Here is a 14,162-nt window from a genome sequence, read left to right on the forward strand (position 1 = left end):
GGTGACGTTCGGCGACGGTAAAAGACCGTTCGCCGTATTGGTCTGCGATGTCACTGTCTGGTCACAAGTTCGGTACTGCTAGTCAGCCGATCTGTGGGAATCCACACCCCGAATGTGCAATTTGCGACTACGGAGTGCGACATCCTGCGCGGGCCGTCAGCCCACACCAGAGCTACGGAAAACCTCACGAGAAAGGTGGTAACGGACCGGCTCCGAAAAGCAGCGGTTTCCGGCCCGGAACGTCTAGGCTGCGCAACACGCCAAAGCCACCGACACCACAGCAGCCCTAGCCCTGGAGAGCCGCACCCGATGACCGTGTTCGAGTACGTGGCCGATCGATGGGATCGGCTCTACCTGCAAGGGCTGTTGCACGCCAGCGCCGTCGTCCAGTGCACGATCATCGCGGCGGTGCTCGGGGTGGGGATCGGGATCGCGGTGTACCGCAGCCCGCTCGGCTCGGCCCTGGCCACCGCGCTGGCCAGCAGCATCCTGACCATCCCCTCGTTCGCCCTGCTCGGCCTGCTGATCCCGGTGGTGGGGCTGGGCACCGAGCCCACGGTGATCGCGCTGGTGCTGTACGCCCTGCTGCCGATCGTGCGCAACACCATCGTGGGCCTCGGCGGGGTGGATCCCGCGATCACCGACGCGGCCAAGGGCATCGGGATGAGCAGGATCGGCGTGCTGAGCCGGATCGAGCTGCGGCTGGCCTGGCCGGCGATCCTGGCCGGGATGCGGGTGGCCACCCAGATGCTGATGGGTATCGCGGTGATCGCCGCCTACGCGAAGGGGCCGGGGCTCGGCTCCGAGGTGTTCTCCGGGCTGACCAGGGCGGGTAGCGCGAACTCGCTCAACCAGGCCCTCGCCGGGACCGTCGGGGTCGTACTGCTGGCGCTGGTGCTCGACGGCATCTATGTCCTGATCGCTCGCTTCACCGTCTCGAGGGGTATCCGTGCCTGAGAATGACGCCGTATCCGGGGTCGAACTGGAACTCGAACACGTCACCAAGCGGTACCCCGGTACGAAGGAACCCGCGGTGCACGACTTCTCCATGGTGGTGCCCGCCGGGAAGATCGTGATCTTCGTCGGGCCGTCCGGCTGCGGCAAGACCACCACCATGCGGATGATCAACCGGTTGATCGAGCCCACCTCGGGCCGGATCACCATCGGCGGGGAGGACGCGCTCGAGCTCAACCCGGACACCCTGCGCCGCCGGGTCGGCTACGCCATCCAGCAGGCCGGGCTGTTCCCGCACTTCACCGTGGCGCAGAACATCGCGGTGGTGCCCGGCCTGCTGAACTGGTCCAAGCAGCGGATCGCCGACCGGGTGGACGAGATGATGGACCTGGTCGGGCTGGATCCCGCGACCTACCGCGACCGCCATCCGCGGCAGCTGTCCGGCGGGCAGCAGCAGCGGGTCGGGGTGGCAAGGGCGCTGGCAGCCGATCCACCGGTACTGCTGATGGACGAGCCTTTCGGCGCGGTGGACCCGATCACCAGGGGAAACCTGCAGGACGAGCTGCTGCGGCTGCAGACCGAACTGCGCAAGACGATCGTCTTCGTCACGCACGACTTCGACGAGGCGGTCAAGCTGGGTGACCGGATCGCGGTGCTCGGCAACCAGTCCTCGATCCTGCAGTACGACACCCCGGAGGCGATCCTGGCCAACCCGGCCGACGACACCGTGGCCGGGTTCGTCGGCGCGGGCGCCTCACTCAAGCAGCTCACCCTGCTGCGGGTGCGCGATGTGGAGATCAAGAACGACGCGCTGACCGCGATCGCCGCCACGGATTCGCCTGCCGGGCTGCGGGAGAAGCTGGCCGGGCACAAGACGAAGTACGCGCTGGTGCTGGACGAGCGGCGCCGCCCGTTGCGCTGGGTGCACCTGCGCGAGCTGGCCGCGGCGGGCTCGCTGGCGACCGCGGGCAGGCCGATCGGTGACTCGGTGAGCACGCAGTCCACGCTGCAGGACGCGCTGGAGGCGATCATCACCGAGGGCGGGAACGCGGTGGTGACCGGCAGCCGCGGCGAGTACGTCGGGACCATCGACATCAAGACGGTGACCGACACCGTGCAGCAGTTGCGCGAGGAACACACCGAGAACACCGAGGGTGCGGACGTATGAGCACCGTCGCGGGCTTCTCCACCGAGTCGGGCTCGAAGCGCACCGAGCGGATCCGGCTGTTCGCCCAGCCTGCCGCCGTGGTCGTGATCGTCGCCGCCGTGCTCATCTGGGCGTTCAGCCGGAACAACGACGAGATCGAGGCGGAGTCGATCCAGCCGGGGGTGCTGCTCACCCGCACCTGGGAACACCTGCTGATCACCATCGTGGTGACCGCCATCGTGGTGGCCGTTGCGGTGCCGCTCGGGGTGATGCTGACCAGGAGCTGGGCCCGGCCTGCCACCCCGCTGTTCACCGGGATCGCGAACATCGGGCAGGCCGCGCCCGCGCTCGGCGTGATCGTGCTGTTCTTCCTGTGGACCGACTGGGAGGGCCTGTGGTGCGCGGCCCTTCCGCTGGCCTTCTACTCGCTGCTGCCGGTGCTGCGCAACACCATCGTCGGGATCCAGTCGGTGGACCCGGCCCTGGTCGACGCAGGCAGGGGGATCGGCATGTCCGGTCCGGGTGTGCTGCTGCGGATCGAGCTGCCACTGGCGATCCCGCTGATCCTGGCCGGGCTGCGCACCTCGCTGGTGCTCGCGGTCGGCACCGCCACGCTGGCGTTCTTCGTCAACGGCGGCGGGCTCGGTGAGCTGATCGACACCGGATACAAACTGAACCGGGTGCCGGTGCTGGTGGTCGGCGCGGTGCTGGCGGTCGGGCTGGCGCTGCTGGTCGACTGGGTGGGCGCCGTGCTGGAGGAATACCTCGGACCGAGGGGCTTGGCATGAGAAGGACTGTGATGAGGCACCGGATGCGAGCACTCGCGGCCGCGGCGCTGCTCACGCTGCCCCTGGCCGGGTGCGGGCTGAACGTGAACGCCGCGGTGCCGTTCAGCGTCGGCCCGGGGTCGATCCGGCCGGCGCCCACGCTCGAGGGCGTGGACATCACCGTGGGATCGAAGGACTTCACCGAGAACATCCTGCTCGGCTACCTCGCCGAACTGGCGCTGGAGGCCGCCGGGGCGGACGTGATCGACCTGACCAACATCAACGGATCGAACAGCGCGCGGTACGCCCTGCTGGACGGGCAGATCGACGTGCAGTGGGAGTACACCGGGACGGGATGGCTGTCCTACCTCGGCAACGACAACCCGATCCCCGGCGAGCAGGAGCAGTACCAGGCGGTGCGGGAGGCCGACGCCGAGCAGAACGGCATCGCCTGGCTGCAGTACTCGCCGCTGAACAACACCTACGCCTTCGCCACCACCGAGGCCTATGCCCAGCGGCATGGCCTGGAGTCCACCACGGACATGACGAACTTCCTGAAGGAGAACCCGCAGGAGGCGGTGTTCTGCGTGGAGACGGAGTTCGCCAGCAGGCCGGACGGTATGCCGGGGGTGCAGGCCACCTACGGCTTCCCGGTGACCACGACCAAGACCTTCGGCACCGGGGCGATCTACACCGCGATCGACAACGGGATCTGCAACTTCGGCGAGGTGTTCACCACCGACGGCCGGATCTCCGGGCTCGACCTGCGGGTGCTGGCCGACGACAAGCGGTTCTTCCCGCAGTACAACGCGGCGGTGACCACCAGGATCTCCTTCCTCGAGCAGTACCCGGTGCTGCGCGAGATCCTGGAACCGATCGCCACGGCCATCGACAACGAGCAGATCACCGAGCTGAACAAGCAGGTCGACGTGGACGGAAGGGATCCGGCCAAGGTGGCGCGGGACTGGATGGTGCGGAAGGGCTTCATCACCCTCCCCGACTAGCACCGCACTGGCGCAGGTCAGGCGGGTTCTGCCAGCATGGGCGCATGCCTGCTGTATGGGATCACGTCGGTGTCGTTGCCCTGCTGCTGCGGCGCGGCCGCCTCGGCTCCCCGCCGGGGCAGGGCTTTCCGCTGCCCTGATCCTGCTACAGCAAGGGAACGAATTCACATGTCCGTTGAATTGTCCGAGCGGTTCACCCTGCGCGAAGCAACCGTGCCGGGCGACGGGATCCTCGAGGGCACCCGCGTCCTGCGCAGGCTGCCCGAAGGGGTCGAGTCCCGGCCGTACGAGCTCTTCGACCTGCGCCCGCTCGGCCGGGTGATCGGGGCCGAGCTGCATGGGGTCGACCTCGGCAGGCCGCTGACGGCCGAGCTGCGCGCCGAGCTGAACCGGGCGCTGCTGGAGTGGAAGGTGCTGTTCTTCCGCGACCAGGACATCACCTGGCAGCAGCAGCGTGACTTCGCCCGCAACTGGGGCGAGCTGGAGACCAACCCGTTCATCCCGACCGGGGACTCCGGCGAGGTCACCCGGTTCTCCCGGGACGCCTCGATGCCCGCCTTCGAGAACATCTGGCACACCGATGTCACCTTCCGGCCGAACCCGGCGCTGGGCTCGGTGCTGCGACTGGTCAAGGTGCCGCCGGTGGGCGGGGACACCATGTGGGCGGATATGGCCGCCGCCTACGACAACCTGCCCGAGGAGATCAAGACCCGGATCGAGGGGCTGCGTGCGGTGCACGACTACATCCCCGGTTTCGCGCGGTTCTCCGACCATGAGCTGCTGCACCGCAAGCAGCAGGAGTTCCCGCCGGTCGAGCACCCGGTGGTGCGCAGGCATCCGGAGACCGGCAGGCGCACGCTGTTCGTGAACCAGGCCTTCACCACGCATATCGTCGGCATGGACCGCGCGGAGAGCGATCGCCTGCTGCACTTCCTGTTCACCCAGGCACACGTGCCGGAGTACCAGGTCCGGTTCCACTGGGCGGAGAACTCGGTGGCGTTCTGGGACAACCGGGCCACCCAGCACTACGCGGTGAACGACTACCAGCCGCAGGTACGGGTCGCCGAGCGGGTGGCGATCGTGGGCGATCGCCCGGTGTAGAACTCAGATGCCCAGGCGGTGCAGCAGCTGTGACTCGAGCCGTTCGAGTTCGCCCGCGACGGCCCGGTGCGCGGCCTTGCGCCGGGCCGCAGGCATCCGCTCCGCGGCCCGCACCGACGCGGTGAGCTGCTCCAGCGTGCCCTGGGCCTGATCGGCGAACGCCTGGTCGCCGACGGTCGCGCGCTGCGCCCTGCGCAGGTCGGCGAGGCCGTCGGCGACCCCGGCGATCCGGGCGTGCAGTGCCGCGCCCCGTCCGGTGAACTCGCTGAGCCGCGCCACCGGCACCCCGAGCTGCCGGGCGCGGTAGTGGTCATAGGCATCCCGCGCGACCCCGGCCGCGCGTACCGCGAACGGCGCCAGCACGGGCCCGACCGCGGGGCCGACCACCTTGGCCACTCCCACGGCGGTCCGCGCCCGCTTCACCACGTCCTTGCTTTCCTTGGCGGCTTCCTTCTCGGCCCGCTTCTCGGCCTTCTTGTCGGCTCTGCGCGTCATCGCTGGCACCTCCGGCACGTGTCGGGGTCGAACTTACTGGTCGCGTCCCGGCCGGGCATGTCCGCCCGTGTCGGTGGAGACTCTTAGAGTGAAGGCATGGATTCCGAGGTGCTGCTCGACGCCGCCGTGGTGACCCGGTGCCGGCGTCGGGTGCACCTCGAGCACGACCCGGCCATGCGTGAGGTCGAGCTGCCCCCGCCGGATCCGGCCATCGAGCAGCGGATCGCCGATGCCGCAACGCACCGGGTGGAGATCGCCCGGCGGCTGGCCGAGGCCACCGCGGCCGGGCCGGGCTGGGTCACCGTCCCCAGGGAGTGGAGCGCGGCCGAGCGGGTGCGGGCCACCACCGAGGCCATGGCCGCGCGGACGCCGTTCATCTGGGGTGCCCTGCTGCCTGCCGACCCCGCCGCGGGCCGGCGCGGCGGGGCGGAGCTGCTGGTGCGCACCGCGACCGGCTACCTGCCGGTGATCGTCGTCCGGCACCGGATCACCGATCGCGGGGCCGGGGCCCGCACCACCGCCGTGACCGATCTCGATCCGGGCAACGCGGTCACCGACGAGGAGCGCAGGGTGCGCGCGCAGCCGCGGGACCAGCTGCGGCTGGCGCATATCCGCAGGCTGCTGCAGGCCGCCGGGCAGGCCGAGCAGGCGAGGGCGGTCGGCGGGGTGATCGGGCTGGATGCCGATGTGGTGGTCTGGCACGACCTGGACGCGCCGACCTGGCCGGGCGGGCGCAGCGCGCTGACCGAGTACGACGCCCGGTTCGCCGACCGGCTGGCCATCGCCGAGGCCGCCGCCGCCCGGCGCGAGCCGCTGGCCGAGCCCTCGCGCATCCTGGAGTGCAGGCACTGCCCGTGGTGGCCGACCTGCGCCGCCGAGCTCACCCGCACCAGGGACGTGAGCCTGGTGGTGCGCGGCGAGGACGCGATGGAGCTGCGCCGGGTCGGGGTGACCACGGTGGACAAGCTGGCCGCGCTGGATCCGGCCGGGGAACCCCCGGTGCAGTGGACCGGCACCACGCACACCGACGCGGTCGCGCTGGCAAGGGCCTGGCTGGCGGACCTGACCATGGTGCGCAGGGTGGACGCGGTCACCGTGCCGCGCGCCGATGTCGAGGTGGACATCGACATGGAGAGCTTCGGCGACGCGGGCGCGTACCTGTGGGGCTGCCTGCTCAGCGGCCGGGACATCGGTATCGCGCCCGGCTACCACGCGTTCGCCACCTGGGAGCCGCTGCCGACCCCGGACGAGGCGCGGTCCTTCGCCGCGTTCTGGTCCTGGCTGACCGAGGTGCGCGCGCGGACCGCGGCGGCCGGGCTGACCTTCCGCGCCTACTGCTACAACGCGCTGGCGGAGAACCGCTGGCTGTTCGGCTCGGCGGAGCGGTTCGCCGGGGTGGACGGGGTGCCTGCGCGCTCGGCGGTGCGCGAGTTCGTGGAGTCGGCCGAGTGGGTCGACCTGTTCCGCAGCGTCACCGACCAGTTCCTGTGCTCACACGGCAAGGGGCTGAAGGTGATCGCGCCGGTCGCCGGGTTCCGGTGGCGGGATCCGGAGGCCAGCGGGGAGGCCTCGATGCGCTGGTACCGGGATGCCGTGGGGATGGACGGCGAGCTGCCGGACCTCCCGCAGCGGGACCGGCTCCTGCGCTACAACGAGGACGACGTGCGGGCCACGTGGGTCCTGCGCGAGTGGATGTCCGGCCCCGCCATGCGGGATATTCCGTTCATGGGTGACCTCTGACTAGCGAGGCGCCATCCGCAGCGAGCCGTCCAGCCGGATGACCTCGCCGTTCAGGTAGTCGTGCTCGACGATGTCCACCGCGAGCTGGGCGTACTCCTCCGGCCTCCCGAGCCGCTGTGGGAAGGGCACCCCCGCGGCCAGCCCGGCGCGGAACTCCTCGGTGACCCCGGCCATCATCGGGGTGTCGATGATGCCCGGCGCGATGGTCATCACCCGGATACCGTGCTTGGCGAGGTCGCGCGCGGCGGGCAGGGTCATGGCCGCGACGCCGCCCTTGGACGCGGCGTAGGCGATCTGCCCGATCTGCCCGTCGAAGGCGGCGACCGATGCGGTGTTCACCACCACCCCGCGCTGGCCGTCCTCGCCCAGCGGGTCGGTCTTCGCCACCGCCTCGGTGGCCAGCCGCAGCACGTTGAACGTGCCGAGCAGGTTGACCTCGAGCACCTTGCGGTACAGGTCGAGGTCGTGCGGACCGTTCTTGGACAGGATCCGGCCGGCCCAGCCGACCCCGGCGCAGTTGATCACAACCCGCAGCGGCACCCCGGCGCCTGCTGCCTGGTCCACGGCGGCCTGTACCTGCTCGGCGCTGGTCACGTCGGCCTCGACGTAGCTGATGCCCTCGACCTGCCCGGCCTTCTCGATCGAGGCGGCGAGGTCCAGCGCGAACACCTTCGCCCCCTTGCCGGCCAGCGCCTTCGCCGTCGCCCCGCCGAGCCCGGATGCCCCGCCGGTGACAATGGCCGCGGTGTCCTTGATCTCCATGTTTCCGCCGTTCCCTTCTGCTTCGAACTGGCCATCAGGTTAACGCTCGTTCGCGTCGGCACGGTCAGTGTGCCTCCTCACCCGTCGCACGGCGTACCCGGCGGCGCCCACTTCCGTTAGCACCGTGGTCAACTCCGGCTGCGACCGTCGAGGCGTGAATGGCGCGAACGCAGCTCGGATCGTGGTAGTGGGAACGGGATACGTAGGACTGACCACCGGAGCCTGCCTCGCCAGCCTCGGGCACCGGGTCACCTGCGTCGATGTGGACCAGGCCAAGGTGGCCAGGCTCGCCGCCGGCCGGGTGGACATCATGGAGCCGGGGCTGGCCGAACTGGTCTCCCGCGGCCTGACCATGCGGCGGCTGCGGTTCGTCAGTGGTGCCAGGGAGGCCGTCCGCGACGCCGAGGCGGTGTTCCTCTGTGTCCCGACCCCGATGGGTGCCGGTGGCGCGGCCGACCTGCGCGCGGTGGAGGCGGTGGCGGCCGAGATCGCCGAGGTGCTGCCGCCGGGCTGTGCGCTGGTGACCAAGTCGACCGTGCCGGTCGGTACCTCGGGGCGGATCCGGGACCTGCTCGGCAGGGAGGACCTGCCGGTGGTGTCCAACCCGGAGTTCCTGCGCGAGGGCACCGCGGTGGCCGACTTCCTCGGTCCGGACCGGATCGTGGTCGGTTCGGACGACGCCGGGGCCGCGCGCTGGGTGGCCGGGCTGTACCGGGATCTTTCCGCGCCGAGCGTGGTCACCGACGCGGCGAGCGCGGAGCTGATGAAGTACGCGGCCAACTGCTTCCTCGCGATGAAACTCTCCTACGTGAACTCGGTTGCCGAGCTGTGCGAGCGGCTGGGCGCGGATATCGACGCGGTGACCGAGGGCATGGGTTACGACCGGCGGATCGGCCGCTCCTTCCTGAAGCCGGGGCCGGGCTGGGGCGGGTCCTGCCTGCCCAAGGACACCCAGGCGCTGCTGCGGATCGCCGAGTCGGCGCGGTTCGACTTCGGCCTGCTCACCGCCGCGGTGGAGGAGAACATCGCGCAGCGGGACCGGGTGATCGCCAAGATCGCCGGTGCGGCAGGCGGCGACCTCGCCGGGGCACGGATCGGCCTGCTCGGGCTGGCCTTCAAGGCGGGGACCAACGACCTGCGGGACTCGCCCGCGCTCTCGGTGGCCTCCGTGCTGTGCGCGCACGGGGCGGAGGTGACCGCATACGACCCCGCGGTCGGCGGCGAGCTGCCCGGGATGACCGTGGTGGACGACGCCTACCAGGTGGCCAAGGGCGCCGATGTGGTGGTGGTGCTCACCGAGTGGGACGAGTTCCGCAGGCTGGACTGGAGCTACCTTGCCGAGCTGATGGTCGGCGACGCCGTGGTGGACACCCGTAACCTGCTGGACCCGCAGCAGATCCTCGGCGCCGGTCTGAGCTGGCAGGGCATCGGCCGCCCCCGCCAGCGCCGCCTCACCACCGCCTGAGCCCAGCGCTGTGGAGTCCGTTAGTTGAGCGAACGAACTTTGCGGCCCTAGAGTTGGGGTGTGTTCACCACGCGGCCGGAGCTCGCCGGCACTCATGGCATGGTCGCCTCCACGCACTGGCTGGCCTCGGCCACCGGAATGGCGGTGCTGGAGGACGGTGGCAACGCCTTCGACGCCGCCGTGGCGGCGGGGTTCGTGTTGCAGGTCGCCGAGCCGCACCTGAACGGCCCGGCCGGGCAGGTGCCCGCCCTCTTCGCGACCGCGGCCGAGCGCAGGCCGCGGGTGCTCTGCGGCCAGGGCGTGGCGCCCGCGGCTGCCACCCCGGAGCGGTTCGCCGACCTCGGGCTGAACCTGATCCCTGGCAGCGGGCTGCTGCCTGCCACCGTGCCCGGCGCGTGGGATGCCTGGTTGCTGCTGCTGCGGGACTACGGAACCAAACCGCTGGAGGACATTCTCGGCTACGCGATCTCCTACGCCTGGCAGGGAGTTCCGGTGGTGCCGCGGATGACCGAGACGATCGAGACGGTCTCCGGGCTGTTCGCGACGCACTGGCCGACCTCGGCGCAGCTGTGGCTGCCCGACGGGCTGCCGCCAGCACCCGGCTCGCTGCACCGCAACCGGGCGCTGGCCCGGACCTGGCAACGGCTGCTGACCGAGGCCGAGTCCGCGGGTGACCGGGAGGCGCGAATCGAGGCCGCCCGCAGGGCGTGGTCGCAGGGATTCGTGGCGGAGGCGGTGGAGGCGTTCAGCCGCAAGGCCTTCCTGGACGACTCCGGCCGCGAGCATGCCGGGCTGCTCACCGGGCAGGACCTTGCGGACTGGTCGGCCAGCTACGAGGACCCGCTGGTCACCGACCTGGGCGAGTGGGGTCTTGTCAAGTGCGGCGCCTGGACCCAGGGGCCGGTGCTGGCGCAACAGCTGCTGATGCTGCGCGAGTTCGCCGACGAGCTGTCCTATGTGGATGGCGTGCCCACGGCGCGGACCGTGCACCTTGCGACCGAGTGTGCCAAGCTCGCCTTCGCCGACCGGGAGGCCTGGTACGGGGACGCCGGGGTGCCGATCCGCGCGCTGCTCTCGGCCGAGTACGCGGCGCAGCGGGCCGCGCTGGTCGATCCGCAGGCCAGCGCCGAGCTGCGGCCGGGCTCGCCGGGTGGGCTCGCGCCGAGGCTGCCCGTGATCCTGGAGCAGACCCGTGGCCTGGTGGCCGGGGCAGGCGCGACCGGCGAGCCCACGGTGTCGCCGACCGGTCAGGTGCGGGGCGACACCGTGCACATCGACGTGGTGGACGCCGAGGGGAACATGGTCTCGGCGACCCCGTCCGGGGGCTGGTTGCAGTCCAGCCCGACCATTCCGGAGCTCGGTTTCTGCCTGGACTCCCGGGCCCAGATGTTCTGGCTGGAGCAGGGGCTGCCGAACTCGCTGCGGCCGGGACGGCGCCCGCGGATCACGCTGTCGCCCTCGATGGCGCTGCGCGACGGCGAACCGGTGCTGGCCTTCGGCACCCCCGGCGGGGACCAGCAGGATCAGTGGCAGCTGTGCTTCTGGCTGGCGCATATGCTCGGCGGGCTGAACCTGCAGGAGTCGATCGACGCGCCTGCCTGGCACACCACGGCCTTCCCCGGCTCGTTCTACCCCCGCTCCTGGCACCCGCGCGAGCTGGTGGTGGAGTCCAGGCTCGGCGAGTCCACAATGGACGAATTGCGCGAGCGGGGGCACCGGGTGGTGGACGCCGGGCCCTGGGCGCTCGGCAGGCTCTCCGCCGTCGCCAGGGACCCGGCCACCGGCATCCTGCGCGCGGCGGCCAACGCCCGCGGGATGCAGGGTTACGCCGTCGGCCGCTGACCCCCAGCCCACCCGGCGTGTTTGCCGCCCACGCGCGCGTGTTTGCCCTCCACGTACCCGAGTTTGCCGTTCCGGTAGCCGGGTTTGCCGCTTACGCGGCGCGGACGCTCCGGTCCAGCGCCGCGACCGCGCCCTCGGCCGCCCGCAGCGCGCTGTTCATCGAGATCTCGCCGCGCATCCCTGGCGCGGCCACCATGTCCCCGGCGAGGAACACGTCATCGCCGCGTTCGACGGCCGGGCGGTCCCGCCAGGTGAACCCGGGCAGATCCAGCGCGCCGCTGCGGCCCCTGGCCCGCCCGGTCCGCTGCCAGGTGGTGCGGTCCCGCCAGCCGGGGACCGCCAGCTCGGTGAGCTGCTCCAGCCTGCGGTGTGCGTCCGCGGTCCGTTCCCCCGCCCGCACCGGCATGTCGATCTGGAACAGCGACTCCCCGGCCGGCGCCACGCTCGGGTCCGGCATCGAGTAGCACTCGTGGAAACCGCCCTCGTCCAGGTCGAAGACCACAAAGGCGTCCCCGCGGTGCTTGGTCACCGCGAGATCCAGCATGACGCAGTCCCCGCTCTCCCAGGTCAGCGAGTCGTCCCCGAGCAGAACGCGGGCCGAGGACAGCTCGGTGGCCACGATCGTCGGCCCGCCAGGCAGCTCGGTGAGCCGCGACTTCAGCTCGATCCGCACCCCGAGTTCGCGTGCCCGGCTGGCCATCCGGTCGAGCACAGCCTGCCAGCCGCCGACGACCCACCGCACGGCGATGACCGGGTTGAGCGCGCGTAGCAGCAGGTCCTGCACGAACGCGGCGGACAGCCGCCCGGTGTCGGCGTCATAGGTGATCACGCTGATCGCGTTCGCCGCCGCCTCGGCCGCGCGCTCGCCGTACCGCGCGCTCGCCCAGGTGCGGAAGTCCTGGTCCACCGGCGCCCGCCTGCGGCCGGCGACCAGCCGCAGCAGCCCGGCGGGCATCCCCCGGCGGAACCGGCCACGATCCCGGAAGCCGACGCGCAGTGCGGCGGGCGGGGACGGCCAGCCCACCTTGCCGATCAGGTCGCGCTCCTTCAGCCAGGTCCAGTGTGGACCGTCGGCGTAGAACACGTGCGGGCCCTCGTGCGCCACGTACGGCGGCGCGGTGGCCCGCCCGCGCCCGCCCAGCGATGCGTGCGCCTCGTGCAGGGTCACCGTCGCGCCGGCCTCGGCGCAGGTGATCGCCGCGACCAGCCCGGCAAGCCCACCACCGACGACCGTGATCTCACCCTTCATCGACTGCCTCCCATCATCCGTTCCTGCTATCCCCTGGACGGGGCGGGCGCGGGGAACGTGACAGCGCGCCGTTACGGCCTCGTTGTGATCCAGGTCGTAGCGGCGGTGGCGAAGCGGCCGATGTCCCGGAAACAGACATCGCGAGGAGGACGACCCATGAACGACGGAGCAACCCCGCCCCCGAAGAAGGGCGGTGCGGCGCCCTTCGTACTCGGCGGGGTGGTCCTGCTGGCCGTGATCGGCTTCGCGGCCATGGACGGCGAGGACGGTCCGGAGGGCGGCACCGGGCCGTCCCCGACCGCGCCGCCCCCGCCGGTGACGGCCATCGAGCGGGTGGAGGACTCGGGAACGGCCGCGCTCGCCGTGCCGAACGTGGTCGGGATGAACCACCAGCAGGCCCAGGACACCCTGCAGGCGGCCGGGTTCTACCGGTTGCAGGAGGTGGACGCGACCGGGCAGGGCCGGATGTTGCTGTGGGACCGGAACTGGCGGGTGGTCTCGCAGACACCCGCGGCCGGGAGCGCGGCCGCCCCGGACACCACCGTCACCCTGCGCTCGAAGAAGGCGAACGAGTAGCCGGATCCGGCGTCAGCGGGTGAGGTGCCAGAGGATCACGTTGTGTGCGTGCCCGATGAAGCCCGTGCCCGCCCCGATCGCGTCGTAGACCGCCAGCACCCGCTCGCCGTCGAGCAGCCCGCTGACCACCTGCTCGTACTGGTCGCGCTTGTCGAAAACCGGTTCGGCGCCCTGGGACATGCCGTCGAGGCTACCGGTTTCAGCGGTCGACGAGGACGTGCGCGCGGCGGACGGCGGACTCGGTGGCGAGTTCGGCGCGCATGCCCGGGTTGGCAAGGTAGAGACCCAGCAGGTAGTAGACGAGCGTGGGGTCCACGGCCAGGAACTTCCCTGGCACCGCGATCATCGGCACCAGCCCCTTGCCGTCCTTGCGCCGCACCTCCGGCAGCCGGTCCGGTCGCCACAGCTGGGTGACCTGCCGCCGTTGCCAGGGGGCGTCCTCCTCGGCGACGACCACGATGATCGGGCAGTCCGCGTAGCGCGGGGCGACCCCGAGCACGGCGGACCACGGCAGGTAGGACTCAAAGGTCCACCCGCGCTGGTGCAGGCCGTCCGGGGAGAGCCGCAGGTAGCCACGCCGGAACCGGCCCAGCGCCATCAGCGCGGGCAGCGAGCCCGCCACCAGCGCCAGCACCCCGAACACGTACGCCCCACCGGGGGCGCCACCGGTTGCCGAGTCCACTACGGCCATCCCGAACAGCGCCGTCAGCCCGCCCATGACCAGCCCGTACCCGGCGTAGATCCGTGCCGAGTAGGGAATCTCCAGCGCGCCGCCGCCGTCCGGATGGTGGGTGATCGGGCTGGTGGCGGTGTGCCTGCGCAACCTGGTCTCGTAGCCCACCCACACGAGCAGACCGCCGATGACGGCGATGGCGAGGCAGTATCGCCCGGTGCCGAACCGCCCGGCACCGAGGCTGTGCACGGCAACCGCCAACGGCGCGAGCACCAGCACTACGGTGAGCGACACGATCGTCGCGACAACCCACCCGTTGGCCGGACGGCGCCACTCCGCCGGTGGCGGCAAGGTCTCAGCAGCTGGCATACCCGGCGTCCCCCACGC

Annotated in this window: 14 protein-coding genes; 9 read left to right on the top strand and 5 right to left on the bottom strand. The window is 71.2% G+C overall.

Translation table 11 applies throughout. The features are described from left to right. Positions 1-309: 309 nt before the first annotated feature. The 5 genes from KOI47_RS00515 to KOI47_RS00535 all read left to right on the top strand — a co-directional run bounded on the left by KOI47_RS00515 (position 310) and on the right by KOI47_RS00535 (position 4,973). Complete coding sequence (locus KOI47_RS00515) at positions 310-957, top strand: ABC transporter permease (RefSeq protein WP_216212554.1); 648 nt, start codon at positions 310-312, stop codon at positions 955-957. Next, positions 950-2,122, top strand: a complete 1,173-nt coding sequence (locus tag KOI47_RS00520; protein WP_216212557.1) for an ABC transporter ATP-binding protein — start codon at positions 950-952, stop codon at positions 2,120-2,122. The genes KOI47_RS00515 and KOI47_RS00520 overlap by 8 nt, the downstream gene beginning before the upstream one ends. Further along, a complete protein-coding gene (locus KOI47_RS00525) occupies positions 2,119-2,889 on the top strand; it encodes an ABC transporter permease (RefSeq protein WP_216212561.1) in 771 nt (256 codons plus the stop codon). Before KOI47_RS00520 ends, KOI47_RS00525 begins: the two co-directional genes overlap by 4 nt. Further along, positions 2,886-3,872, top strand: coding sequence for a glycine betaine ABC transporter substrate-binding protein (locus KOI47_RS00530; protein ID WP_216212565.1), 987 nt, complete (start codon positions 2,886-2,888; stop codon positions 3,870-3,872). Before KOI47_RS00525 ends, KOI47_RS00530 begins: the two co-directional genes overlap by 4 nt. Before the next feature lie 168 nt (positions 3,873-4,040). Beyond that, positions 4,041-4,973: a TauD/TfdA dioxygenase family protein gene (locus KOI47_RS00535; RefSeq protein WP_216212568.1), complete on the top strand. Its 933-nt coding sequence runs from the start codon at positions 4,041-4,043 to the stop codon at positions 4,971-4,973. A gap of 3 nt (positions 4,974-4,976) precedes the next feature. On the opposite strand, the gene KOI47_RS00540 is transcribed toward KOI47_RS00535, so the two are convergent. Then, positions 4,977-5,468 carry a DUF6474 family protein gene (locus KOI47_RS00540; protein WP_216212571.1) on the bottom strand — a complete coding sequence of 164 codons (492 nt, stop codon included), beginning with the start codon at positions 5,466-5,468 and terminating at the stop codon, positions 4,977-4,979. A gap of 96 nt (positions 5,469-5,564) precedes the next feature. On the opposite strand from KOI47_RS00540, the gene KOI47_RS00545 reads away from it, so the two are divergent. Further along, positions 5,565-7,208 (top strand): TM0106 family RecB-like putative nuclease, encoded by a 1,644-nt coding sequence (locus KOI47_RS00545; protein WP_216212574.1) that lies wholly within the window; start codon positions 5,565-5,567, stop codon positions 7,206-7,208. Here KOI47_RS00545 and KOI47_RS00550 read toward each other — a convergent pair whose 3' ends face one another. Then, the gene (locus KOI47_RS00550) at positions 7,209-7,970 is read right to left on the bottom strand and encodes an SDR family NAD(P)-dependent oxidoreductase (RefSeq protein ID WP_216212577.1); all 762 of its coding nucleotides are present in this window, start codon (positions 7,968-7,970) and stop codon (positions 7,209-7,211) included. A 208-nt stretch (positions 7,971-8,178) separates the two neighbouring features. Here KOI47_RS00550 and KOI47_RS00555 point away from each other — a divergent pair, with 208 nt between their 5' ends. Further along, positions 8,179-9,435 carry a UDP-glucose dehydrogenase family protein gene (locus KOI47_RS00555; protein ID WP_408629971.1) on the top strand — a complete coding sequence of 419 codons (1,257 nt, stop codon included), beginning with the start codon at positions 8,179-8,181 and terminating at the stop codon, positions 9,433-9,435. Between the two features lie 60 nt (positions 9,436-9,495). After that, a complete protein-coding gene (locus tag KOI47_RS00560; RefSeq protein WP_216212584.1) occupies positions 9,496-11,277 on the top strand; it encodes a gamma-glutamyltransferase family protein in 1,782 nt (593 codons plus the stop codon). Positions 11,278-11,368: 91 nt separating this feature from the next. Here the strand turns inward: KOI47_RS00560 and KOI47_RS00565 are convergent, their stop codons facing one another. Further along, the gene (locus tag KOI47_RS00565) at positions 11,369-12,526 is read right to left on the bottom strand and encodes an NAD(P)/FAD-dependent oxidoreductase (protein WP_216212587.1); all 1,158 of its coding nucleotides are present in this window, start codon (positions 12,524-12,526) and stop codon (positions 11,369-11,371) included. A 156-nt stretch (positions 12,527-12,682) separates the two neighbouring features. On the opposite strand from KOI47_RS00565, the gene KOI47_RS00570 reads away from it, so the two are divergent. Continuing rightward, positions 12,683-13,102, top strand: a complete 420-nt coding sequence (locus KOI47_RS00570) for a PASTA domain-containing protein (RefSeq protein ID WP_232376459.1) — start codon at positions 12,683-12,685, stop codon at positions 13,100-13,102. A 12-nt stretch (positions 13,103-13,114) separates the two neighbouring features. On the opposite strand, the gene KOI47_RS00575 is transcribed toward KOI47_RS00570, so the two are convergent. Both KOI47_RS00575 and KOI47_RS00580 read right to left on the bottom strand, forming a co-directional pair. Further along, entirely contained in the window at positions 13,115-13,282 is a 168-nt protein-coding gene (locus KOI47_RS00575) for a hypothetical protein (RefSeq protein ID WP_216212590.1), read from the bottom strand. A gap of 19 nt (positions 13,283-13,301) precedes the next feature. Next, complete coding sequence (locus tag KOI47_RS00580; RefSeq protein WP_216212592.1) at positions 13,302-14,144, bottom strand: hypothetical protein; 843 nt, start codon at positions 14,142-14,144, stop codon at positions 13,302-13,304. Positions 14,145-14,162 lie beyond the last annotated feature (18 nt).

Origin of the sequence: Amycolatopsis aidingensis (assembly GCF_018885265.1) — a bacterium.
In the GTDB taxonomy this organism is placed as follows: domain Bacteria; phylum Actinomycetota; class Actinomycetes; order Mycobacteriales; family Pseudonocardiaceae; genus Amycolatopsis; species Amycolatopsis aidingensis.

Excerpts from the sequence above, each read along its gene's own strand:
- KOI47_RS00570 (WP_232376459.1), top strand. The coding sequence starts at position 12,683 with ATGAACGACGGAGCAACCCCGCCCCCGAAGAAGGGCGGTGCGGCGCCC.
- KOI47_RS00580 (WP_216212592.1), bottom strand. The coding sequence starts at position 14,144 with ATGCCAGCTGCTGAGACCTTGCCGCCACCGGCGGAGTGGCGCCGTCCG.
- KOI47_RS00565 (WP_216212587.1), bottom strand. The coding sequence starts at position 12,526 with ATGAAGGGTGAGATCACGGTCGTCGGTGGTGGGCTTGCCGGGCTGGTC.
- KOI47_RS00550 (WP_216212577.1), bottom strand. The coding sequence starts at position 7,970 with ATGGAGATCAAGGACACCGCGGCCATTGTCACCGGCGGGGCATCCGGG.
- KOI47_RS00575 (WP_216212590.1), bottom strand. The coding sequence starts at position 13,282 with ATGTCCCAGGGCGCCGAACCGGTTTTCGACAAGCGCGACCAGTACGAG.
- KOI47_RS00540 (WP_216212571.1), bottom strand. The coding sequence starts at position 5,468 with ATGACGCGCAGAGCCGACAAGAAGGCCGAGAAGCGGGCCGAGAAGGAA.
- KOI47_RS00545 (WP_216212574.1), top strand. The coding sequence starts at position 5,565 with ATGGATTCCGAGGTGCTGCTCGACGCCGCCGTGGTGACCCGGTGCCGG.
- KOI47_RS00535 (WP_216212568.1), top strand. The coding sequence starts at position 4,041 with ATGTCCGTTGAATTGTCCGAGCGGTTCACCCTGCGCGAAGCAACCGTG.
- KOI47_RS00530 (WP_216212565.1), top strand. The coding sequence starts at position 2,886 with ATGAGAAGGACTGTGATGAGGCACCGGATGCGAGCACTCGCGGCCGCG.
- KOI47_RS00525 (WP_216212561.1), top strand. The coding sequence starts at position 2,119 with ATGAGCACCGTCGCGGGCTTCTCCACCGAGTCGGGCTCGAAGCGCACC.
- KOI47_RS00515 (WP_216212554.1), top strand. The coding sequence starts at position 310 with ATGACCGTGTTCGAGTACGTGGCCGATCGATGGGATCGGCTCTACCTG.